The organism is Aquimarina longa SW024, from assembly GCF_001401755.1.
GTDB lineage: Bacteria > Bacteroidota > Bacteroidia > Flavobacteriales > Flavobacteriaceae > Aquimarina > Aquimarina longa.
Genome location: NZ_AVQK01000010.1, coordinates 299,495 through 326,128 on the forward strand (window position 1 = coordinate 299,495; position 26,634 = coordinate 326,128).

A 26,634-nucleotide genomic window follows, 5' to 3' on the forward strand; every position below is an offset into this window, starting at 1 on the left:
AATGTCATTAATAAAATCAGCGATCCCAGAGGACATAAATTCAGGAAAAACCTTAGTTACAATATTAAATGATCATATCAGTCAAGCCCCCGATAAGGTTATTTATAGATTTTTAGCAAAAGGAGAAGAAGAAAGTGATTCCAGAACCTATCAAGATTTATATGATAATGCAAAACGTATTGCATTACATATATTAGAATATGTAAAACCCGGAGATCGTGTTTTACTCTTATATCCATCAGGATTAGATTTTACAGATGCTTTTTTTGGTTGTTTATTGGCGGGTGTAATAGCCGTTCCAGCTTTTCCACCACAAGGAAAAAGAAGAATAGGTCGGCTAGAGAATATCATAGCAGATTGTGAGGCTAACCTTATATTAACTACCGACGTTATTTATGTAAAAAGCTATAAGTGGTTTGATAATGAAGATTTCGAGAATATAAAATGGGTTCAAACCGATATCTTGCCCGATGGCATAGATAAAGACTTACCAGTTGTTTTTCCTAGTGACACGGCATTTCTTCAATATACTTCTGGATCAACAGGAGACCCAAAAGGAGTGATGGTTACACATACTAATATCATACATAATTCAAAGCTAATTTGTAATTGTTATCGTCATAATCCTGAAACTATAATTGTTAGCTGGTTACCGATTTACCATGATATGGGATTGATAGGAAATATTCTTCAGGCCGTATATGTAGGATGCGAAACAATAATTATGCCCCCTACTGCTTTTATTCAAAAACCTATTCGATGGTTAAGAACTATTTCAAATTATAAGGGAACTACTAGCGGAGCCCCTAATTTTGCTTATGACCTATGTGTTCAGCAAATTAAAGAAGAAGATCTAAATAATTTAGAATTAAGTAGTTGGAGTGTTGTGTTTAACGGATCAGAACCGATTAGACCTGAAACAATGGATAGTTTTGAAGCAACTTTTAAGCCTTTTGGATTGAAAACAACTTATTTGTCACCTTGTTATGGAATGGCAGAGACAACTTTGATTATAAGTACTAAGGACTTTAATGCTATACCTGTAACATTGTTCCTGAATAAAGAAAATTTTCATTCAGGAAAAGTTGTGATTTCTAAAAACGACTGTAACGAATCAGACATGATAAGATGTATGAGCAGTGGACAGGTATTAGAAGACATGAATGCTATAATTGTAAATCCAAATACTAAAAAAGTATGTGATAAGGATGAGATTGGAGAGATCTGGGTTAGTGGGAAAAGTATCACTAAAGGATATTGGCAAAGAGAGAAATTAACTAAAGAAGTTTTTAAAGCGCAGATTGTTGACTCAAACCAACAAGAAGATACCTATTTACGTACAGGAGATATGGGGTTTATAAACAATAAAGAACTCTATATAACAGGTCGTTTAAAAGAACTTATGATTATTAATGGAGTCAATCATTTTCCGCAAGATATAGAACGTGTTGTACAAAAATCACATACTGATTTACAAAACAATGCAGGAGTGGCTTTTAGTGCTGAAATAAAAGGGAAAGAACAATTGGTTATTGTTCAAGAAATCAAACGAACCTCCATGAGAAGGTATGACTTTGATAGGATTATTAAAAGTATCTGTGATAGTGTATTTGAACAACATGAACTATCCATATATGCCATTATATTGGTTAAACCAGGAAGAGTAGGGAAAACATCTAGTGGAAAAATTAAACGATTAGCCACTAAATTGCTATATGAATCCAATGCTATTGATGGAATATTAGAGCAATGGGTTGAAGGTAAAAATATAAATTCCCCAAGTGAAAACTTACAAGAAGATAAATTATTAAAAGTAGCTGAATTGGCTAATAATGATTTAGAAAAGTGGTTGCAAGAAGCGATTGCAGCAGAGCTAAATGTAAGTATATCAAAGATTAATGTCAGTACTTCTTTTTCAGAATTAGGTATGAGCTCCCTACAAAGTATAAGATTAACTGGGAAATTGTCGGATTATTTAGATACAGAAATAACACCAACAATTATCTATAGCTATTCAAATATAAAGGATCTAGCAACCTATTTATTATCTAATGAAGGGAGTGACTTAATTTCAGGTTTTGAAGATAAAAAAATATTGCATTCAGAGCCGATAGCAGTTATTGGGATGTCTTGTCGTTTTCCGGGAGCACAAGATTTAGAAACATTTTGGGAAAATTTAAAGTCAGGAGTAGACGCTATCACAGAGGTTCCAATGAACCGATGGAAAATAGATGATTTCTTCAGTAGTAATGAAGAAATTGACGGGAATAAAATGAATACACGTTGGGGAGGATTTATAGATACTATAGATGAATTTGATGCATCTTTTTTTGGCATATCGCCCAGAGAAGCTAAATTAATGGATCCTCAACAACGTATTTTATTAGAATTAACCCATGAGTTATTAGAAAGATCAGGATACCCGACAAAGGAATTAAAAGGATCAAAAACTGGGATCTATATTGGAGTTCTTCAAAGTGATTATGCAGCACTACTTAAAAATTACCCTAAGGATATGTATTCAGGAACGGGGGCAGCATTAAGTATTGTTTCCAATCGATTATCATACTATTATGACTTTAAAGGGCCTAGTATATCCATTGATACAGCTTGTTCCTCTTCATTAGTCAGTGTACATATGGCCATAAAAGGTATTCGCAGTGGGGAATGTACTATGGCTATTGCAGGAGGTGTAAATCTAATAGTAACACCAGAATCTACAATAGCATTGTCCCAATCTAAAATGATGGCAGTAGATGGGAGGTGTAAAACTTTTGATAATTCTGCTAATGGATACGTAAGAAGTGAAGGTGCCGGACTAATATTGCTAAAGCCACTATCAAAAGCAATAAAAGACAAGGATGATATCATAGGTGTAATTAAGGGATCTGCTATTAATCAAGATGGTAAAAGCAATGGGTTAACTGCTCCAAACGGATTGGCTCAACAAGAGGTAATACAATCAGCATTACAATCTGCGGGATTACACTCTAAAGATATTGATTATGTAGAGTCCCATGGTACAGGGACATCTCTTGGAGATCCAATAGAAATTAATGCGCTAGATGCAGTATTCAAAAAAAATAGAGACATAGATACCCCTTTAATAGTAGGATCAGTTAAAGCCAATATAGGTCACCTAGAAGCGGCAGCAGGAATTGGAGGCTTAATTAAGACGCTTTTATGTTTACAGCATTCTGCAATCCCAAAACAGTTACACTATAACACCCCTAATAAATATATTAATTGGGAAAAATTGAATATATCGATTCCTAAAGATTTGTTATTATGGAATCAGAAAAAAAATCACATACGCCGTGCAGGTGTAAGTTCCTTTGGATTTGGCGGAACAAATGCACATATAGTACTAGAAGAAGCTCCGTTTCATAAAACAGAAATATCAAAAAATCCAATTTCTTCTAAAAAAATAACAATAACAACAATATCTGCAAAGGGAGAAAAAGCATTAAAATCTCAAGTTGTTTCGATAATTGATTATATAAAGAATACTCCAGAAATTACAATTAATGATTTATCGTATAGTTTATCGGTTACCAGAGATCATTTTGAAAACCGATTGGGAGTAGTTTCCGAAACTAAAGAAGAACTAGTCCAAAAACTAAATGAAGCAGTGGTTTCATTTCAAAAAAAGAAATCATTAAAAACAGCATTCTTATTTACAGGACAAGGCGCTCAATATACGGGGATGGGAGAAGAACTGTATGCTGCCGAACCAGTTTTTAAGAATACTTTAGATCTATGTACAGAATTGTTAAAACCTTATTTAGATGAAAATTTAATTACAGTTTTATTTGCACAAAAAGGAAGTGAAAAAGCAAAGCTAATAGATCACACACAATATACACAACCCGCACTATTTGCAATAGAATATTCATTATACCAACTTTGGATACACTGGGGTGTTATACCAAGTGTAGTAATGGGGCATAGTGTAGGAGAACTTGTTGCAGCCTGCGTAGCAGGAGTATTTTCCTTAGAAGAAGGTCTTAGACTAGTAGCATCCAGAGGGCGTCTTATGCAAGGACTATCACAGGCAGGAGTAATGATATCTGTGCAATCAAGTAAAGAATATATTTCTGAACTATTAAAGGATTATAAAGAGAAAATTACGATCGCAGCAATTAATACGCCAGATCAAATAGTATTGTCTGGAGAAAAAGAAGCGATTGAGAAGATAACGAGTATATTTTCTTCACAAGAAATTAAATGGAAACGATTGAACGTTTCACATGCTTTTCATTCCCCTTTAATGAAACCAATGCTATCTGATTTTAAAGCGATAGCAGATACAATTCAATTTCAATCTCCAAAGTACCCACTGATAAGTAATCTAACAGGAATGGTGGCAGGAAAAGAAATAAGTACCTCGCAGTATTGGGTAGATCATATTAGTGCGCCTGTAGATTTTTTAAGTGGTATACAATCACTAGAGAAGTTAGAATGTGATGTATACCTAGAAGTAGGACCACATCCAGTTTTGATTACTATGGGAAATCAATGCTTGTCAGAACAAAAAGCAGATAAAGCGATTTGGTTACCTTCCTTCAGAAAAGATAAAAAGCAACACCTACAATTATTAGAAAGTTTAAGCGAATGGTATACAGAAGGAGGTGACGTACAATGGAATTCATTTTACTCCAATAGTGATGTTAAGAAAATAAATTGCCCAACATATGCTTTCCAACGAAAAAGATTTTGGATAGAAGAAAATAAAACAACCATTTCTCAAACATCACATACAAGCTCAAATAGTAACAATCAAGACATTTCCGTAACGATGGTTTTTAAGGATATAGAGAATTTTTTAAAGAAAACAATTTCAGCTACGCTTCAGATGGATATTAAAGAAATAGAATTAGATAGACCACTGTTACAATATGGTGCGGACTCATTTTCTTTGATGGAAATCATAAACAAAATACGGAAAGAATACAAAGTGAAACTCCCGATTCGTAAGATGTTCGAAGATTTGACAGATTTGAGAGCAATTATAAAATATATTATTCAAGAAACGAAGCAAATACAAACTATATCGGAATCGGATGATCAGTTACAAGCAGTAGAGGTATTTAATACAAATACTTCTTGTAAAATTTCAGGAGCCTCTAATAAAGATATTGTTGATGAAATACATTTAAATATAGGAAAAGAAGACATAAGCAAATCGATTGAAGAAGATGCTAAAACTCCAATTAAAGAGGTAATTAAGGATACCAAGCTTGATCGTAGTATTGGACTTACAATAATTAGAGATCAGTTTGCAGAACAGAATCGTATTCTAGCACAACAAAACCAGATACTTTCTGAATATCTGAATACCTCTAGTACAACAAAAATTGATGATGAACTTGATATAAAAAAAACTCCGATTCAAGTTTCTGAAACAATCAATGCATTCGATTCTGAAAAAAAAAAAATAACACCAAAACAAAAGATTAATCTCCCAGGATCATTTGGTAGTAAAAGTTTTTATTTTCAAAAATTACCAAAAAATCAGGAAGAACAGTTACCACAATTAATAGAGAGTTATACTGATAAAACTAAGAAATCAAAGTCTTTTGCTGTTAAGAACAAAGCTGTTTTAGCGGATTATCGTTCTACTTATAAGTTTAATATTTCTACAAAAGAAATGGTATATCCAATTGTGTGCGAACATGCTTTAGGATCTAAGTTTACAGATATTGATGGTAATGAATATATTGATATAGTAATGGGATTTGGGTCTTGTATTTTTGGGCATCAACCAGACTTTATTGCTAAAGCAATTCTCGAACAACATAATCAAGGAATGATTATTGGTCCTATGAATAAAATGTCGGGAGAGATTGCAGAATTAGTATCAGAACTGACAGGAGCCGAACGAGTTTGTCTCACCAATACAGGTACAGAAGCTGTTTCTTTTGCATTAAGAATAGCAAGAGCAGTTACACGAAAGAATAAAATTGTAGTTTTTTCAGCCTCTTTTCATGGACATGGAGAAATAACACTTGGAGTTCAAGGGAGTGAAGAAAATGTAGTAGAGTCATTATCTTCAGGAGTAACAGAAAATATGGTTAAGGATTTAATTATACTTAATTATTCTGATGATAATATTATTGAACAAATTAAGACTCATAAAGATGATCTTGCAGGAATACTCGTAGAGCCTGTACGAAGTAGATTTCCTGATTTTCAACCAAAAGAATTATTACATCAACTTAGTCAATTAAGCAAAGAATTAGATATTCCTTTAATTTTTGATGAAATGGTTACTGGTTTTAGAATTATGCCAGGAGGAGCTCAAGAGTATTTTGATATCAAAGTTGATATTGCCATTTACGGAAAAATTGCAGGAGGAGGGATGCCTATAGGTATTGTTGCAGGTTCATCAAAATATCTTGATGCAGTAGACGGTGGTTCTTGGCAATTTGGAGATGATTCTTATCCAGAAATAGATAAATCTTTTGTAGCAGGTACTTTTACACGCCATCCATTAACTATGGCAGCATCAAGAGCAGTTCTTAATCAGATAAAAAAAGATGGAAAAGAAGCATATCTGGATCTTAATAACAGAACAGCTTCTTTAATGGGGCGATTGAATGATTATTTTGAAAAAGAATCACTCCCCATAATGATGGTCTACTTTGGATCCTTATTTTCATTTAGATATAAAGCTAACTTCGAATTATTAGCTTTTCATTTAGTACAGAGAGGGATATATGTGTGGGAGTCTAATAATCTTTTTCTCTCATTTGCTCATTCTGATGATGATATAGAAGCATTATATAAAGGAATTACTGAATGTGCCAAACTGGTTTATACATCTTCTAATATTTCTCAAGAAGAGAAGGTAAAAGATATTACAAATAGTAATGATAATGTGCAAGAGTCACAGATTTCGATGACTAAGTTAACTTTGACACAAAAAAAGTTTAACCTTCTTCAAGAGATTGATCCAGAAAGATCTTTAGCATATACTCAATCTTTCAGCTTACAGATGAAAGGTAAAATATATGCATCATTGCTAAAAATGGCAATACATAATTTAATAGATACTCACAGTATTTTAAGAACCAGAGTTTCAAAAGATGGAGAACATTTAGTTTTTGATCCCCCTATTAATTTACCATTAGAAGAGATTGACTTTTCTGCGGATAGCTTAGAAGAACAAGAAGAAAAATATGAAGCTTTAGTTCATCAAAACCTAGTTACTGCATTCTCATTTATCAATGGCCCATTTGTACGTTTACAATTAATAAAATTTTCATCAGAAAAGAGAACTTTGATTGTAACAATGCATCATATAATAGCAGATGGATGGTCTTGCGCTTTGTTTATTCAGGGAATTATAGATAATTATAATTCGTTATTTCAAGGAAAAAAACTTAATTCATTACAATCCGTAGATTTTAGACAGTATACAGTATGGTTAGAAAATAACTTAAATAGTAATGAGTGGAAGATTCATGAAGACTATTTTATAAATAAATTTTCTAAAAAATCCTTTTATATAACACTTCCTTTTGATAATAATCTATCTAAATATAGTAATACCTCTAATTCAGTTTCGTTACGTATTGTTAAAGAAGATGTTCTGAGATATAGAAAGTGGAGTGGTCAACAAAATTTAACACTTTTCATGACATTTTTGTCGGCATTCGAGCTCTTATTATGTAAAATATGTCAAAAAAATGAACTTATTATCGGTATGCCTTCAGGTGGTCGAACCATGCCAGATATAGAAGAAGCAATTGGAGATTTCTCTCATTTTATGCCTTTCTTAGCATCCTATAATTCCAAAGACTCTTTATTTAAATATCTTAAAGATTTAAAAAGTAGAATATACGAAGCATATGAACATCAAGAATATCCATATGCTAATTTTATGGAATTATTACAAAAAGAAACTGATATAAGGTATGATAATTTTGTAAACGTTATTTTCAATTTTGATGTTAGTATAGCTAATACTGATATGGAAGGGTTAGACTTGCAGATCACACATAATAAGCCGGTTTACAGTGATTTTGACTTAATATTTAACGCTATTGAGGAATCAGGAGATTTAGTTCTTACTTTGGATTATAGAGAATCTTTCTTAAGTAATGAATTAGCAAAAGATATTTTAGATAGCTATCAGTTTATATTAAATCAGGTAATTGAAAACAAAGGAGGTACTATAGAGGATATACAATTGTTATCCAAAGATAAAAAAGAGCAACAATTACAAGTATTTAATGAAACCAAAGTAGTAATTCCTGAAGATAAAACGATAATTAACTTGTTTGAAGAACAAGTTTTGCGAACTCCAGATAATATAGCAGTAGTTTTTGGAAAAAAAGAATTAACGTATAAAGAATTAGATAAGAAATCTAATCAAGTAGCACATTATTTGATTAAGAAGGGAATAAAATCAGAGGACTTAGTAGGGATTTGTGTTGATCGTTCCTTGGATATGATTATAGCCGTATTTGGTGTCTTGAAAGCAGGAGGAACTTATGTACCTATAGATACTGAATATCCAGAAAACCGTATTCATTACATAATAGAAGACTGTACTACTACTTTTTTTATTACAGATCATGCTCATGAGTTTTTAGTTACAGGTTATAAGAAGATGAAAGTTATTACTATCGATAATAACTGGAAGGCAATTGGCAAACAACCAACAAAGAAGGTAGATACTATTATCAATCCCGATCAGTCTGTTTATGTGATTTATACATCAGGTTCTACGGGTAGACCTAAGGGTGTTGTGATTAATCACAAAAGTTTATTGAATATGGCTTTATGTTGGAAGTCATCTTATGAATTGGATACTACTACTTGTTTATTACAAATGGCAAGTTTTTCTTTTGATGTATTTTCTGGAGATTTATGCCGGAGCTTATTATTTGGAGGTAAAATGGTACTTTGTCCTTCAGATATTAAGCTAGACCCAGTTAGGCTGTATAATCTAATTTTAGAAAAAAGTGTTAGTATATTAGAAGGTACGCCAGGTTTAGTTATTCCATTGATGGATTATATCTATGAAGAAAATTTGGATTATGCTTGGATAAAACTTCTGATTTTAGGATCTGACATATGTAAAATTAATGATTTTAAAAGAGTGTATACTAGGTTTGGACACGCTATCCGAATCATTAATAGTTATGGGACTACAGAAACTACAATAGATAGCTCATATTTCGAAACTGATAATGTTGATAACCTTGATGATTTGGTTAATGTACCAATAGGTAAACCTTTATGGAATAGCAGTTTTTATATATTAAACACTTCAGAATCATTATTACCTATTGGTGTAGTTGGCGAATTGTGTATTGGCGGATTGGGAGTAGCCAGAGGCTATATAAATCAACCTGAACTTACTGCTAAGAAGTTTATAGCCAATCCTTTTAAAGCAGGAGAGCGAATGTACAAGACAGGCGATTTAGCACGATGGTTGCCTGATGGGAATTTAGAATTTATTGGGAGAAAAGATGATCAAGTTAAAATTAGAGGTTATCGTATAGAGTTGGGAGAGATAGAGAATGTATTGTCATCCTTATCAGGAGTTACTCAGTGTTGTGTATTGGCTAAAGAAGGTGTGAATGGTACTAAACGTCTGGTAGGTTATGTTGTGTTGGAAAGTACGTTAGATAAAGAATCAATCCAAGAAGAATTAAAGTTAAGCTTACCTGATTATATGATTCCTATGATCTGGATTGCATTAGATGTAATGCCTTTAACGAGTAATGGAAAGTTAGATAAGAAGGGGTTACCAGATCCAGATAGCTCAGAATTATCAAGTAAAGAATATGTAGCTCCTCGTAATGAAATAGAGTTTCTATTAGTTACAATTTGGCAAAAATTATTAAGAATAGAACAAGTAGGAATACATGATGATTTCTTTGAATTAGGTGGTCATAGTTTATTAGCTACTCGCCTAGTCTCTATAATCCGTAAGGAACTAGCGATAGAAGTCTCTATTCGAGAAGTTTTTACGCATATTACAATTTCTGCATTAGGAGAGCATTTATTGGCTCAATCCAAAGGAGAATTATTACCAAGTATTGTAGCATCAGATCGCCCTAGTCGCATTCCTTTATCCTTTAGTCAGGAGCGTTTATGGTTTTTGGATAAACTACAAGGCAGTACAGACTACCATATTCCTATTGTTCTTCGTTTGGAAGGATCTTTAGATGTATCGATATTAGAGCAAACCCTGCAAGGGATTGTTTCTCGTCATGAGGTATTACGTAGTCTACTTCTTTCAGAAGAAGGAGTAGGGTATCAAGAAATTGTAAGTGCAGAAAATTGGTCTTTAGATCATTCTGTAATAGCTGATGAAATAGTAGTAGAGAGCAGCCTGAATAGTTATCTGACAAAACCCTTTGATTTATCAAGTGATTACAAATTACGTGCTTGTTTGTATGACTTGGGAGATGGAAAGTATATACTAGCTAGTGTGTTCCATCATATTGCTAGTGATGGTTGGTCTGGAGGCGTTTTAGTAAATGAATTTATGAAGTTGTATAGTGCTCTAACGCTTGACCGAACAGCTGTTCTACCAGAATTAAGTTTGCAGTATTCTGATTATGCTATTTGGCAACGAAAATATTTAGGAGGCACTGTTTTAGAGAACCAATTATTATATTGGGAAGAAAAGCTACAAGGCGTTAGCACTTTATTATTACCTACGGATTATGTTCGCCCTTCCGTACATCGTACAGAGGGAGCTAGTATTTCTTTTGTATTAGACAAAACGCTGAGTGCATCCCTAGAGTCCTTATGTAAATCCGAAGGCGTTACCATGTTTATGTTTTTATTATCAGCCTTTAAGGTCTTGTTATCCCGTTATAGTGGACAGGATGATATTTGTGTTGGTACGCCAATTGCGAATCGGACACAATTAGAGTTAGAGGGTATGATTGGTTTTTTTGTAAATACCTTAGCGCTTCGCAGTGACCTAAGTGGAGACCAAAGTTTCAGGGATTTACTGACAATGGTAAAGCAGACGACTTTAGAAGGTTATGATAATCAGTTAGCTCCTTTTGAAAAAGTTGTAGATCGCGTTGTAGCTAAACGAGATATGAGTATGAGTCCATTGTTTCAGGTGCTTTTTGTATTACAGAATACTCCTGATGCATCTCAAAAATTAAACTTAGAAGGTATTACGATTTCAAATTATGATTTTGATACGATTACCTCTCAATTTGATTTGATGTTGAGTGTATTTGAAGACGATAACAATATTTCAATGGATATGTCATATTGTACGGCTTTATTTGATAAGAAAACAATCAATAGAATGTTAATACATTATCAGGAGCTATTGAAGAGTATTGTGAGCAACATTACTCAGCCTATAGATCGTTTATCTATGATCCCTGCACAGGAAGAACATCAATTATTAAACATTTTTAATGATACAACCTTTGTTTATCCAAAAGATAAAACAATAATTGATTTATTTAAAGAGCAGGTAAGAAAAACTCCAGAAGCTATAGCGGTAGTTTATAAAGATAAAAAATTAAGTTATAAGAAGTTAGATGATAGATCGAATCAATTAGCTCATTATTTAAAATCGGTAGGGATAGTTAAGAATTCTCAGATAGCTATTTTATTTAATAGAAGTTTTGATATGATCATTAGCATATTAGGTATTCTGAAATCAGGATGTACTTATGTTCCTCTAGACCCTTTATTACCACCTAATCGCTTATCATATATACTTGAAGATGCTGGGGTAAACTTACTTCTTTATAGTGAAGAATCGTTATTATCAAATTTATCAGTTTCAGGATGTACTTTTTTAAATATAGGAGAGTCTCATAATTATGAAGTTTCAGAAATTTTATATGAAAGAGAACCTGATTCAGTTGCGTATGTAATGTATACTTCTGGTACAACAGGTTTTCCTAAGGGAATCCTTATCAGCGATAAAAATATAATTACTTTGATAAATGATCCATCAAGTAAGATTGCAATGAATGATTCAGATCGAGTACTTCAATGGTCTAATTATGCATTCGATGGATCAACATATGAGATTTTTGGGAGTCTTTTAAGTGGAGCATCTCTTTATTTGATAGATAGTTCAACGGCTTCAGACGCTAGAGCTTTATCTAAAGTTATACATAAAAATGAGTTGAGTATCGTCTTTATTACAACGGCATTGTTTAATTCATTAGCAACCTGTGATTTATCTTTAGTATCAAGTTTGAGACTTTTGTTGTTTGGAGGAGAAAAGGTTTCTGTACCTCCTGTTCGAAAGATGCTATTAGCTTTAGGACCTAATAAGATACTTCATGTTTATGGACCTACAGAGACAACAGTATATGCTACCTATCACGAAATTTATGAGATACCAGATAATTCAGAAACTATTCCAATAGGTAAACCACTTACTAATACAAATCTTTATGTTTTAAATTCTAAACAAGAATTATCACCTATTGGAGTTATTGGAGAGTTATATATTGGAGGAGCAGGAGTATCCAAAGGGTATTTAAATCAAGTAGACTTAACCAAGGAGAAATTTATCACTGATCCTTTTATAGAAGGAGAGGTAATTTATAGAACAGGAGATTTAGCTCGTTGGTTACCTGACGGCAGTATTGAGTTTATTGGCAGATTAGATAATCAGGTAAAGATTCGGGGTTACCGTATTGAGTTGGGAGAGATTGAGAACGTTTTATTGTCCTTAAATCAGATTACTCAATGTCGTGTTTTGATAAAAGAAGACGTAAGTGGGAATAAACGATTAGTAGGCTATGTAGTAGTAGAAGGAGTATTAAATAAAGAAGAGATTAAAGAACAATTAAAGTCTAGTTTACCAGAGTATATGGTTCCTCAGTTATGGGTCGAATTAGATACAATACCGTTAACACCTAACGGAAAGTTGGATAAGAAGGCCTTACCAGAGTTCGATGAATCTCAATTATCTACGCAAGAATACGTTGCACCTCGTAACGAGATAGAGTTTCAATTAGTTGAGATTTGGCAGGAATTATTAGGAGTAGAGCAAGTAGGAATTCATGATAACTTTTTTGAATTAGGAGGTCATAGTTTATTGGTAGTTCAATTGATATCTCGCTTACAAGTGTTAGATTTTAATATTGTAGTAAAAGATATTTTTGCAGGCCCTACAGTAGCTTTCATAAGTGATAAGTTATCGTCCGTATCTTCAGTTTATAGCGTTCCTGATAATGGGATTACAGTTACAAGTGAGGATATCACTCCATCAATGGTACCTTTAGTTAACTTTGGTCAAAGCGATTTGAACAAAATAATGGCAATGGTTCCGGGTGGTGTTTCGAATATTCAGGACATCTATCCTTTATCTCCTTTGCAAGAAGGAATTTATTTCCATCATTTGATAAATGATTCTGATCAGGGCGATCTTTATATTCTTTCGAGTTTACTTTCATTTTCAGATCTAGGAAAGAGAGCAGCGTTTATAGAGGCTTTACAATTTGTCGTAAATCGACACGATGTGTTGCGTACTTGTGTTTTGAGTGTTGGTTTACCTAGTGCTGTTCAAGTAGTATTGCGAGAAGCGGTTTTGTCAGTAGATAACTTAGATTTAGATACCTCCATGGAAATTTTACCTCAGTTAGAATTGTTGGTAGCCTCGGGAGGTCATTGGATGGATCTCTCAAAAGCTCCATTATTGGAATTAAAATTGGCTGATGACCCTAAGAATGAATGCTATTATCTGATAGTACATTATCACCATTTGATAATGGATCATGTAGGTTTAGAGAAAGTAACAGAAGAGGTTATGTTGTATTTATCAGGAGAAGAAGCAAAGCTCCCCGTTCCTTTTTTATATCGAGAATTTATTGGTCATACATTATATGAACAATCAATCGGCAATGGAGAACTCTATTTTAAGTCATTATTAGGGGCAATCGAAGAGCCAACATATCCTTTTAATTTATCAAATGTCTTAGGGGATGGTAAAGATATTGAAGAATCTATAGTTATTCTCTCCAAAGATTTAAGTATTACATTGCGTAAAATCTGTTTAAGTCTTGGTATGAGTCCAGCGGTATTGTTTCATGCAGCTTTTGGATTAGTTATAGCGAGATGTAGTAATAAAGAATACGCTTTATTTGGGTCTTTATTTTCAGGTAGATTGCAAGGTTCTTTAGGAGCTGCTGATTCTTTAGGTTTGTTTATCAATACGCTACCAGTTGTTTTGGAATTAAAAGGAAGTGTAAAGGAATATTTGGAACAAGTTAGAGATGGATTACAGAATTTATTACCCTATGAGCAAACCCCTTTATCTCATATTCATGATTGGAGTAGTATCCCCAATGAGATGGCTTTTTTCAGTGCATTATTAAATTACCGTCATTCTTCTCCATCTTTATCAGAAAAGGATGATATTACAGACTTAGGTATAACCGTTTTAGATGATTATGAACGGACAAACTATCCATTTGATCTAAGTGTAGATGATTTTGGTGTTGATTTTGGATTATCGGTATTGATAGATGGAGGTATTGGTGCTGACCGTATACTTGCTTATATGGAAGAGTCATTGATTCAGCTTATAGCAGGATTGAGTAGTGAAGAAGAAGTGAGTGTAAACACTTTAAGCATACTACGCAAGGAAGAAGAAGAACAGCTTCAAATATTTAATAGATCTAAAATAGCAATTCCCGAAGATAAAACAATAATCGATTTATTCGAAGATCAGGTTAAGCGTACCCCAGAAGCAATAGCAATAATTTTTGAAAAAGAAGAACTAACGTATAAAGAATTGGATAGGAGATCTAATCAAGTAGCTCATTATTTGATTAAGAAAGGGATTAAAGCAGAAGACTTAGTAGGGATTTGTATTGATCGTTCTATGGATATGATTATAGCCGTGATTGGAGTTTTAAAGGCCGGAGGCACCTATGTTCCTATAGATACAGAATATCCAGAAGAGCGTATTCATTATATAATCGAGGATAGTATTCTTTCTTTTTTTATTACTGATCATGCTCATGAGTTTTTAGTTGCCGAGCATAAAAAAATGCAAGTTATTATTGTAGATAACAATTGGAAAGCAATTGGAAAACAATCAATAAAAAAAGTAAACACCATTATTAATCCTGATCATTCTGTTTATGTGATTTATACATCAGGCTCTACAGGTAATCCTAAAGGTGTTACTGTAAGTCATTCGAATTTATTGAATATAGCATTATGTTGGGAATCAGTGTATAAGTTGAATAGTGATACATGCTTATTACAAATGGCAAGTTTTTCTTTTGATGTATTCTCTGGAGATTTATGCCGGAGTTTGTTATTTGGAGGTAAAATGGTGCTTTGTCCTTCAGACGTTCGATTAGATTCGTCGAGATTGTATAATTTGATTTCAGAAGCGGGTGTTACTATACTAGAAGGTACTCCAGGACTAATTGTGCCATTGATGGACTATATCTATGATCAAGGCTTAGATTATGACTGGATACAGCTTTTGATTTTAGGATCTGATGTTTGTAGTATTAATGATTTTAAAAGAGTTTATACTAGATTTGGGCATGCTATGCGAATCATTAATAGTTATGGAACTACAGAAACCACGATAGATAGTTCTTATTTCGAAACAGATACTATTAGTAGTTTAGAAGGGTTAGTTAATGTGCCGATAGGTAAACCTTTATGGAATAATAATTTTTATGTACTGAGTTCTTCGGAATCATTACTACCAATTGGTGTAGTTGGAGAATTGTGTATAGGAGGAAATAGTTTAGCTAAAGGGTATTTAAACCAAGAAGCATTAACTAGAGAGAAGTTTATAAAGAATCCCTTTGTAGAAAATGATAGGTTATACAAGACTGGTGATTTAGCACGTTGGTTGCCAGATGGTAATATAGAATTTATAGGCAGGAAAGATGACCAAGTAAAAATCCGCGGGTATCGTATAGAATTGGGAGAGGTTGAGAGCACACTATCTTTGTTATCAGGAGTTAAGCAATGCTGTGTTTTGGCTAAAGAAGATATCACTGGTATAAAACGTTTAGTAGGTTATGTGGTATTGGAAGGAGTATTAGATAAGGAGTATATCCAACAACAATTAAAGTTACGTTTACCTGAGTATATGGTTCCTATGATTTGGGTTTCATTAGATAGAATGCCGTTAACTGATAATGGTAAGTTGAATAAGAAGGCATTACCAGATCCAGATAGTTCAGCATTGTCAAGTCGTGAGTATGTAGCGCCTCGTAATAAAACCGAAGAACAATTGGTTGTAATTTGGCAGGATTTATTAGGAGTACCGCAAATAGGGATACACGATAATTTCTTTGAATTGGGCGGTCATAGTTTATTAGCTACTCGTCTGGTTTCTATAATTCGTAAGGAATTATGTATAGAGATTTCTATTCGAGAAGTCTTTGTCCAAACTACAATTTCTGCATTAGGAGAGCATTTATCGGTTCAATCAGAGGGAATAGTACTACCAAGTATTGTAGTAGCAGATCGCCCTGTTCGCATTCCTTTATCCTTTAGTCAGGAGCGCTTATGGTTTTTAGATCAGTTGCAGGGTAGTACCGATTACCATATTCCTAGTGTTTTTCGACTAGAAGGGGCATTAGATGTATCGATATTAGAGCAGACGTTACAAGAAATTGTTTCGCGTCATGAGGTTTTACGTAGTATACTGGTTTCAGAAGAAGGTATAGGGTATCAAGAAATTATAGGGGCTGAGGATTGGTCATTGGATTACATTGAGATAACAGATAAAATAGTATTAGAGAGTAATCTAGAGGACTATTTGATTCGTCCTTTTGATTTATCAAAGGAGTATAAGTTACGAGCATGTTTGTATGCTTTAGGAGGTGAGCAATATGTACTAGCTTGTGTTTTTCATCATATTGCCAGTGATGGTTGGTCAGAAGGTGTTTTGGTTCATGAATTTATGAAATTGTACAGCACCTTACAATCTGGCAAAGTTGCAGATCTTCCAGAGTTAAATTTACAATATGTAGATTACGCTATTTGGCAACGGAAATATTTAGAAGGTGCTGTTTTAGAAGCTCAGTTATCGTATTGGGAAAAGAAGTTGGAGGGAGTAAGTATCTTATCGTTACCGACAGATTATGTCCGACCTTCAATACATAGTACAGTAGGAGCAAATATTTCTTTTGAGTTGGATAAAGAGTTAAGTAATTCCTTAGAGTTATTATGTAAACAAGAAGGAGTAACGATGTTTATGTTATTATTATCCGCCTTTAAGGTTTTATTGTCTCAATATAGTGGACAGGATGATATTTGTGTAGGCAGCCCTATTGCAAATCGTACGCAATCGGAGTTAGAAGGTATGATAGGATTTTTTGTAAACACGTTGGCACTTCGTAGTGATTTAAGTGGAGATCCAAGTTTTCGAGATATATTAGGAAGAATAAAGCAAACGACATTAGAAGGATATGACCATCAGTTGGCTCCTTTTGAGAAAGTTGTGGATCGGGTAGTAACCACTCGAGATATGAGTATGAGCCCATTGTTTCAGGTGTTGTTTGTAGTACAGAATACCCCTGAATCTTCTGAAGAATTAAACCTACAAGATATTACAATTTCAGAATATGATTTTGATATTGTTACCTCTCAATTTGATTTGATGCTAAGTGTCTCTGAAGGGGATACTGGTATTTCATTAGATATGGGATATTCTAGGGCTTTATTTAATAAAGGTACGATTGATAGAATGCTGTTACATTATCAAGAGTTATTAAATAGTATTGTAAGTGATATTACTAAGCCAATAAATAGTCTTTCGATGCTTACAGCAACGGAAGAATATCAGTTATTAAATGTTTTTAATGATACAAAGATTTCTTATCCAAAAGAAAAAACAATAGTTGATTTATTTGGAGAACAGGTAAGAAAAACTCCAGAAGCTACAGCAATAGTCTTTAGAGGAGAATCTATAACTTATAGAGATTTAGATGATAAGTCAAATCAGTTGGTTCATTACTTAGAGTCGGCAGGAGTGGTTGAAAATTCTCGAATAGCTATTATATTTAATAGAAGTTTTGATATGATCATTAGTATGCTAGGTATTCTGAAATCAGGATGTACTTATGTTCCCTTAGATCCATCATTACCATCTAATCGATTATCTTATATCGTTAAAGACTCAAGTGTAAATTTTCTTATATATAAAGAAGAGGCTTTATTATCAAGTTTATCAGTTTCGGGATGTACTTTTTTAAATATAGTAGAATCTTATAATTATGAAACTTCAGAAAGTTTATATAAAAGAAAATTTGGTTCAGTTGCTTATGTAATGTATACTTCAGGAACAACAGGATTTCCTAAAGGAATCCTTATTAGTGATGAAAATGTAATTACTCTTGTTAATGATCCATCAAGTAAGATCTCAATAGAGGATTCAGATAGAGTACTTCAATGGTCTAATTATGCATTTGATGGTTCAACATATGAGATTTTTGGGAGTCTTTTAAGTGGAGCTTCTCTTTATTTGATAGATAGTTCAACGGCTTCAGATGCTGGAGCTTTGTCTCAGGTTATAAGTCGGAATAAACTGAGTGTTATTTTTATTACGACAGCATTATTTAATTCTTTAGCAGAATACGATCTATCCTTATTATCAAGTTTAAGACTATTATTATTTGGTGGTGAAAAAGTTTCAATATCTCCTGTTCGAGAGATGTTATCAGTATTAGGTTCGGATAAAATCCTTCATGTCTATGGTCCTACAGAGACCACTGTATATGCTACCTGTTACACAATTAATAAGGTATCAGATCGTGCAGAAACTATTCCAATAGGGAGACCTCTTACAAATACAAGTCTTTATGTTTTAAATTCTAAGCAAGAATTATTACCTATTGGCGTAGTTGGAGAGTTATGTATTGGAGGAACAGGAGTAGCTAAGGGGTATTTGAATCAAGAAGAATTAACGAGAGAAAAGTTTATAGTAAATCCTTTTGTAGAAGGGGAAATAATTTATAGGACGGGTGATTTAGCACGTTGGTTGGTTGATGGTAGTATTGAGTTTATCGGTAGAGTAGATGATCAGGTAAAGATTCGTGGTTATCGTATAGAGCTGGGAGAGATTGAAAATGTGTTATTATCCTTAGATTTAGTTACTCAATGTCGTGTACTGTTAAGAGAGGATGCAAGTAAAAACAAGCGTTTGGTAGGCTATGTAGTTGTAGAAGGAGAGTTAAATAAGGAAGAAATACAAGATCGTTTAAAGTTACGTTTGCCAGAGTATATGGTTCCTCAATTATGGGTTAAATTAGATGAAATACCATTAACATCTAATGGCAAATTGGATAAGAAGGCATTACCAGATCCAGATCGTTCAGAATTATCCGTACGGGAGTATGTAGCACCTCGTAATGAGACTGAAGAGCAACTAGTTGTTATTTGGCAAGAATTATTAGGAGTACAACAAGTAGGAGTATATGATAATTTCTTTGAATTAGGAGGACATAGTTTATTGGCTACTCGATTGGTTTCTATGATCCGTAAGGAACTGTGTATAGAAATCTCTATTCGAGAAGTATTTACACATACTACAATCTCTGCTCTAGGGGAGCATTTATCCATTCAATCCGAAGGAGTATTATTGCCAAGTATTGTAGTAGCGGATCGCTCAGATCGTATTCCTTTATCCTTTAGTCAAGAACGGTTATGGTTTTTAGATCAATTACAAGGTAGTACCGAGTATCATATTCCTACTGTTCTTAGCTTAGAAGGGTGTTTAGATATTTCAATATTAGAACAGACGTTACAAGAAATTGTTTCCCGTCATGAGGTTTTACGCAGTTTACTGGTTTCAGAAGAAGGTATAGGATATCAAGAAATTATAGGAGCTGAAGATTGGTCATTGGATCGTATTGAAATAACAGATAAAACAGCATTAGAGAGTAATCTAGAGGACTATCTGACGCACCCTTTTGATTTATCAAAGGACTATAAGTTACGAGCATGTTTGTATGCTTTAGGAAATGAGCACTATGTATTAGCCTGTGTTTTTCATCATATTGCTAGTGATGGTTGGTCAGAGGGTATATTGGTTGATGAATTTATGGAATTGTACAGCGCTTTACAATCAGGTCGTTCAGCAGTGCTACCAGAGTTACGTTTACAATATGCAGACTATGCAATCTGGCAGCGGAAGTATTTAGAGGGTGCTGTTTTAGAGGATCAGTTATCATATTGGGAAGAAAAGTTAAAGGGAGTAAGTACATTATCATTACCAACAGATTATGTTCGACCTTCTGTAAAGAGCAATGCAGGGAGAAGTATTTCTTTTGAATTGGATGAAGAGTTAAGTAGTTCCCTAGAGTCATTGTGTCAAAAAGAAGGGGTAACGCTGTTTATGTTATTATTATCGGGTTTTAAGGTTTTATTATCTCGATATAGTGGACAAGATGATATTTGTGTAGGTACTCCTATTGCCAATCGTACACAATCGGAGTTAGAGGGTATGATAGGATTCTTTGTCAACACGTTAGCACTTCGCAGTGATTTAAGTGGAGCACCAAGTTTTCAAGATGTCTTGAAAAATGTAAAACAGACGACATTAGAGGGCTATGATCATCAATTGGTTCCATTTGAGAAGGTTGTGGATCGGGTGGTTACTATCCGAGATATGAGTATGAGCCCATTGTTTCAGGTATTATTTGTAGTACAGAATACTCCTGATGCATCTGAAGAATTAGGAATAGAAGGTATTACGATATCCAATTATGATTTTGACGTTGTTGCTTCAAAATTTGATTTGACATTAAATATTTTGGAAACAGATCGCGGTATTTCATTAAGAATGAATTACTCTACTGTTTTATTTGATAAGGGTACAATCGATGGAATGTTATTGCATTATCAGGAGTTATTGAAGAGTATTGTGATTGACATAACTCAACCCATCACTAATTTATCGATGCTTAGTCACCAAGAAGAGTATCAATTATTAAATGTTTTTAACAATACAGTTGTAACCTACCCTAAAGATAAAACGATAGTAGATTTGTTTGAGGAACAGGTGAGACGCACACCAGATACTACAGCAGTAGTTTATGAAAGAGAAGAATTAAATTATCAGGAGTTGAACAAACGTTCAAATCAATTGGGACATTATTTACGCGAACAAGGTGTACAACCAGATGATTTAGTAGGTATTTGTATGGAAGGTAGTTTAGAGATGATCATAGGGATTTTAGGGATTCTAAAATCTGGTGGAGCGTATGTTCCTATAGATCCAGAATATCCAAAGGACCGTATAGATTATATGCTTAGTGATACAGCTATTGATTTGGTATTAAGTAGCGCAGTCAATAGCAAAGTATTAGAGGAGTGTAAAGGTTTATCCGTTCTGTGCTTGGATACAGATTGGACTGTCGTCTCGGGTTATTCTTCAAAAAATCTTAGTAGTGTATTATTGCCAAGTCATTTGGTCTATGTTATTTACACTTCAGGAAGTACAGGTAAGCCTAAAGGAGTAATGATTGAACATAAATCTTTAACAGATCATCTTTGGGGGGTTATAGATAAAACTAATATGTTAGATTGTAGTAGTTTTGGATTAATTTCTAAAATTTCCGCCGACTCAGGAAATACAGTTATTTATACTTCTTTATTAACAGGCGGTTCTCTTTATATTTTTTCTAAAGAAGAAATTACAAATCCTGAAAAAATAATTAACATAAGTATAGATTACTTAAAAATAGTTCCTTCACATTGGAAAGCTTTACAATATAACGAAAAATTGTTTTTACCTAAAAAATGTTTAATGTTTGGAGGTGAGCAACTTACGTTAGATGTTGTAGATATTATTGCTTCAAATAAAATTGATTGCCAAGTTTATAATCATTATGGTCCTACAGAAGCAACAATAGGAAAATTAATAAAAAAGATTTCATTAACTGAAAACTTCCGAAAATCTATCCCATTAGGTATTCCATTTGGTAACACAAAAATTTTCGTATTGGATTCTAATCATAATATTTGCCCTATAGGTATTGTAGGTGAGTTATTTATCGGTGGTGATGATGGCTTAGCTAGAGGTTATTTGAATAATGAAAAATTAACAAATGAGAAATTTATACGTAATCCTTTCAGTAATGAAAAAGAGTCTCGTATGTACAGTACAGGTGATTTAGTACGTTGGTTACCAAATGGTGATATAGAGTTTATAGGAAGAAAAGATAATCAAGTTAAAATCCGAGGGTATCGAATTGAGTTAGGAGAGATCGAGAATGTCTTGTCATCTCTATCAGGAATTAGTCAATGTTGTGTATTGGCTAAAGAAGATCCAAACGGAATAAAACGTTTGATCGGTTATGTGGTATTAGAAGAAGCGTTAGATAAAGAGCGTTTACAAGAAAACTTAAAATCCAGTTTGCCAGAGTATATGATTCCTATGATTTGGGTGGAATTAGAAGCAATGCCTTTAACTAGTAGTAATGGAAAACTGGATAAGAAGGCATTGCCAGAACCAGATAATTTAGATTTATCAACCCATGAATATGTAGCACCAATTACAGATATAGAAATACAGCTTGTTAAAATTTGGCAAACATTGCTAGGTATTGAGCGTGTAGGAATTCATGATAATTTCTTTGAGTTAGGAGGTCATTCATTATTAGCAACTAGACAGGTATCGATGATACGTGAGAGCTTAGAAGTTGAAATAGCCATTAAAGATATTTTTCAATATTCTACTGTAGAAAAATTAGCATTATATATTGATTTCTTGGCTAATGAATTAGTATTTGAAGATGATGTAGACATCATAGATCTTTAATAAGGTAAAATTAAAAAGTAAATATGTCGGATTTAAAAAATATAGATGCACTTTCACTTATAAAAGAAGGTAAAAATAAAGGGTATAAACTTTATGTAGAAGAAGGAAAACTTAAATTAAAAAAGAATAATTCCTCAGCCATAGATACTGATTTTATTAAGCTCATTAAAGCTAATTCTAAATTACTTATCAATTTTTTAGAATCAGAACTTATTCAACCGAATTTATATAAAAATAGAATCGTTATTGAAAAAATTAATAGAGATGATATAGCTTATATTCCATTGTCCTTTAGTCAAGATCGGTTATGGTTTCTAGATCAGTTGCATGGCAGTACAGAGTATCATATCCCTATTGTTCTTCGTCTAGAAGGACCTTTAGATGTATCTATATTAGAGCAATCTCTTAAAGAAATTATTTGCCGTCATGAAGTATTACGTACAGTAATCAAGTCCAATAAAGGTATTGGTTATCAAGAAATAATTTCACCATTATCATGGGAGTTAGATGAAATGATGATAGTTTCAGAATCTAATTTAGAGGATATCATAGATAATTACCTTATAAAGCCCTTTGATCTATCAAGGGATTATATGTTAAGAAGTTGTTTATATAATTTAGGAAATGAGCACTATGTATTAGCCTGTGTTTTTCATCATATCGCCAGTGATGGTTGGTCAGGAGGAATATTGGTTAATGAATTTATGGAGCTGTATAGTGCCTTACAATCGGGTCGTTCTGCTGATCTACCAGAGTTACGTTTACAATATTCAGATTATGCAATCTGGCAACGTAAGTATTTAGAAGGAGCTGTTTTAGAGGCTCAGTTATCCTATTGGGAAGAAAAGTTAAAGGGAGTAAGTACCTTATCATTACCAACAGACTATGCTCGTCCTTCAGTACAGAGTAATGCAGGAGCAAGTATTTCTTTTAAACTGGATCAGGAGTTAAGTAATTCTTTAGAGTCATTATGCCAGCAAGAGGGAGTAACTATGTTTATGTTATTGTTAGCTGCTTTTAAGGTTTTATTGTCTCGATACAGTGGGCAAGAAGATATTTGTGTAGGTACATCTATTGCAAACCGTACGCAATCGGAGTTAGAGGGGATGATAGGTTTTTTTGTAAATACGCTGGTCCTTCGTAGTGACCTGAGCGGAGATCCGAGTTTCAAAGAGGTATTAGCAAGAGTCAAACAAACAACTTTAGAGAGTTATGACAATCAATTAGCACCTTTTGAGAAGGTTGTGGATCGGGTAGTTACTAGCCGAGATAGGAGTATGAGTCCTTTGTTTCAGGTGTTGTTTGTATTACAAAATGCTCTTGATGAATCTGAAGAAACAGATTTAGATTTAGAAAATATTACGATTTCTAATTATGATTTTGATACCGTTACGGCCCAATTTGATTTAATGCTGAATTTATTGGAAAAAGAAGATGGTATTTTGTTAGGAGTGAATTACAGTACAGCTCTGTTTGATGAGAGTACAATAGATCGAATGTTACTACATTATCAGGAGTTGTTGAATAGTATTGTAAGTGATATTTCCCAACCCATAGATAGTTTATCGATGCTTACTAATAAGGAAGAAAATGAATTGTTATATACTTTTAATGATACAAGAATATGTTATCCAAAAGATAAGACAATAATCGATCTATTTGAAGAGCAGGTTAAGAATACTCCAGATGATATAGCGATAGTTTTTGAAGGAGAGAGATTGACTTATAAAGAACTAAATGAGAAATCTAATCAATTAGCATTTTATTTACAGCAGAACTATGATTTAACTTCAAATGATGTCGTAGGTTTAATGTTAGATCGTAACGTATGGTCCATTATTTCTATATTAGGTATTTTAAAATCAGGAGGATGTTATCTTCCCATAGCTAAAGATTATCCAGATACTCGCAAATCATTTCTTATAAATGATGCCAATATAAAATTACTCATAATAGAGTCAGAAAGTTTATTTGATGTTATAGAGTATAGTATACCTGTTTTTTCGATAGATATAGAGTTAGAAACAGTATCAAAAGAAGAATTAAAAGTATCGGCTATTGATAAGAGAAGTATTCAATCCTCAGATTTAGCCTATATAATTTATACTTCAGGAAGTACAGGTCAACCAAAAGGAGTCATGATAAGTCATGGTAGTCTAGTAAACTATTTATTATATAGTATAGAGCATTATAGAGGAGATGATACAAGTTATAGTTTTCCACTATTTAGTTCATTATCATTTGATTTAACCCAGACCAGTATTTATTTAACACTTTTAACAGGGGGGGAATTGCATATTTACAAGGATGATAATGTTGGATCAGTGTTAAAAGATATTGTGTTAAATGCTTCTATTAATTCAATTAAATTAACTCCTGCACACCTGTCATTTTTTAGAGATTTAGATCGTCTTAAACTAAAAAGGTTAATTATTGGAGGAGAACAATTAGCGCATTCAGATTTATATAATTTAGGAGAATTAAATTCTTCCGTTAAGTTATTTAATGAGTATGGCCCTACAGAGGCAACAATTGGTTGTAGTGTATTGGATGTTACAAATTATCAATCCATGGACCGTATACATATAGGGCATCCTATAGCTAATACAAGGATCTATATAGTAAATAAAGAATTACAATTATTACCTATTGGAGTAATAGGAGAATTATGTATAGGGGGAGAAGGTTTAGCTCAAGGGTATTTGAATCGAGAAGAATTAACCAAACAGAAATTCATTTCGAATCCTTTTGTGGAAGATGAGAGATTATACAAAACAGGAGATTTAGCGCGCTGGCTACCAGATGGGGGTATAGAATATATTGGTAGGAAAGATGATCAGGTTAAGATTCGAGGATATCGAATTGAATTGGGAGAGATCGAGCATGTATTGTCATCTTTATCTGGGGTTATCCACTGTTGTGTATTGGCTAAAGAAGATGGTATTGGTATAAAACGTTTGGTAGGTTATGTGGTATTGGATGAGGTATTAGATAAAGAGAGATTACAAGACCAATTGAAGACAAGCTTACCGGAGTATATGGTTCCTCAATTATGGATTCAATTAGAAGAGATGCCATTAACGAGTAATGGTAAGTTGGATAAGAGAGCATTACCAACTCCGGATGGTTCAGAGTTATCGACAAAAGAGTATGTAGCACCTCGTAATGAGACAGAAGAAAAGCTAGTTATTATTTGGCAAGAATTATTAGGAGTAGAAAAGATTGGTATACAGGACGATTTCTTTGAATTAGGAGGTCATAGTTTATTGGCAACCCAATTAATCTCTATGATTCGTAAGGAGTTGTCTATAGAGATTGAAATTGCAGATATTTTTGCATATACAACGATCTCTAGATTAGGAGAACATTTATTGACTCAATCTAAGGGAGTTTTATTACCAAGTATTGAAGTAGCGGATCGCTCGGATCGTATTCCTTTATCCTTTAGTCAGGAGCGGTTATGGTTTTTGGATCAGTTGCAAGGTAGTACAGAGTATCACATCCCTATTGTTCTTCGTTTAGAAGGGAGTTTGGATATCTCAATATTAGAGCAGACGTTACAAGAAATTGTTTCCCGTCATGAAGTTTTACGGAGTTTACTGGTTTCAGAAGAAGGTATCGGGTATCAAGAAATTATAGGAGCTGAAGATTGGTCATTGGATATAGAAGAAGTATCGTCCGAAATGCTGTTAAAGAGTAATTTGGAGAACTATTTGATTCGTCCTTTTGATTTATCAAAGGAGTATAAGTTACGATCATGTTTGTATACTTTAGGAGGTGATCAGTATGTATTAGCTTGTGTTTTTCATCATATCGCCAGTGATGGCTGGTCAGAGGGTATATTGGTTGATGAGTTTATGGAATTGTAT

At 33.4% G+C, this 26,634-nt stretch carries 2 protein-coding genes; both read left to right on the top strand.

Annotated elements, in window-relative coordinates; translation table 11 throughout:
- Position 1: 1 nt before the first annotated feature.
- Complete coding sequence (locus N456_RS01145) at positions 2–22,765, top strand: hybrid non-ribosomal peptide synthetase/type I polyketide synthase (protein WP_062053012.1); 22,764 nt, start codon at positions 2–4, stop codon at positions 22,763–22,765.
- A gap of 23 nt (positions 22,766–22,788) precedes the next feature.
- A partial coding sequence (locus N456_RS01150; RefSeq protein ID WP_148639131.1) for a non-ribosomal peptide synthetase occupies positions 22,789–26,634 on the top strand: 3,846 nt, incomplete at its 3' end.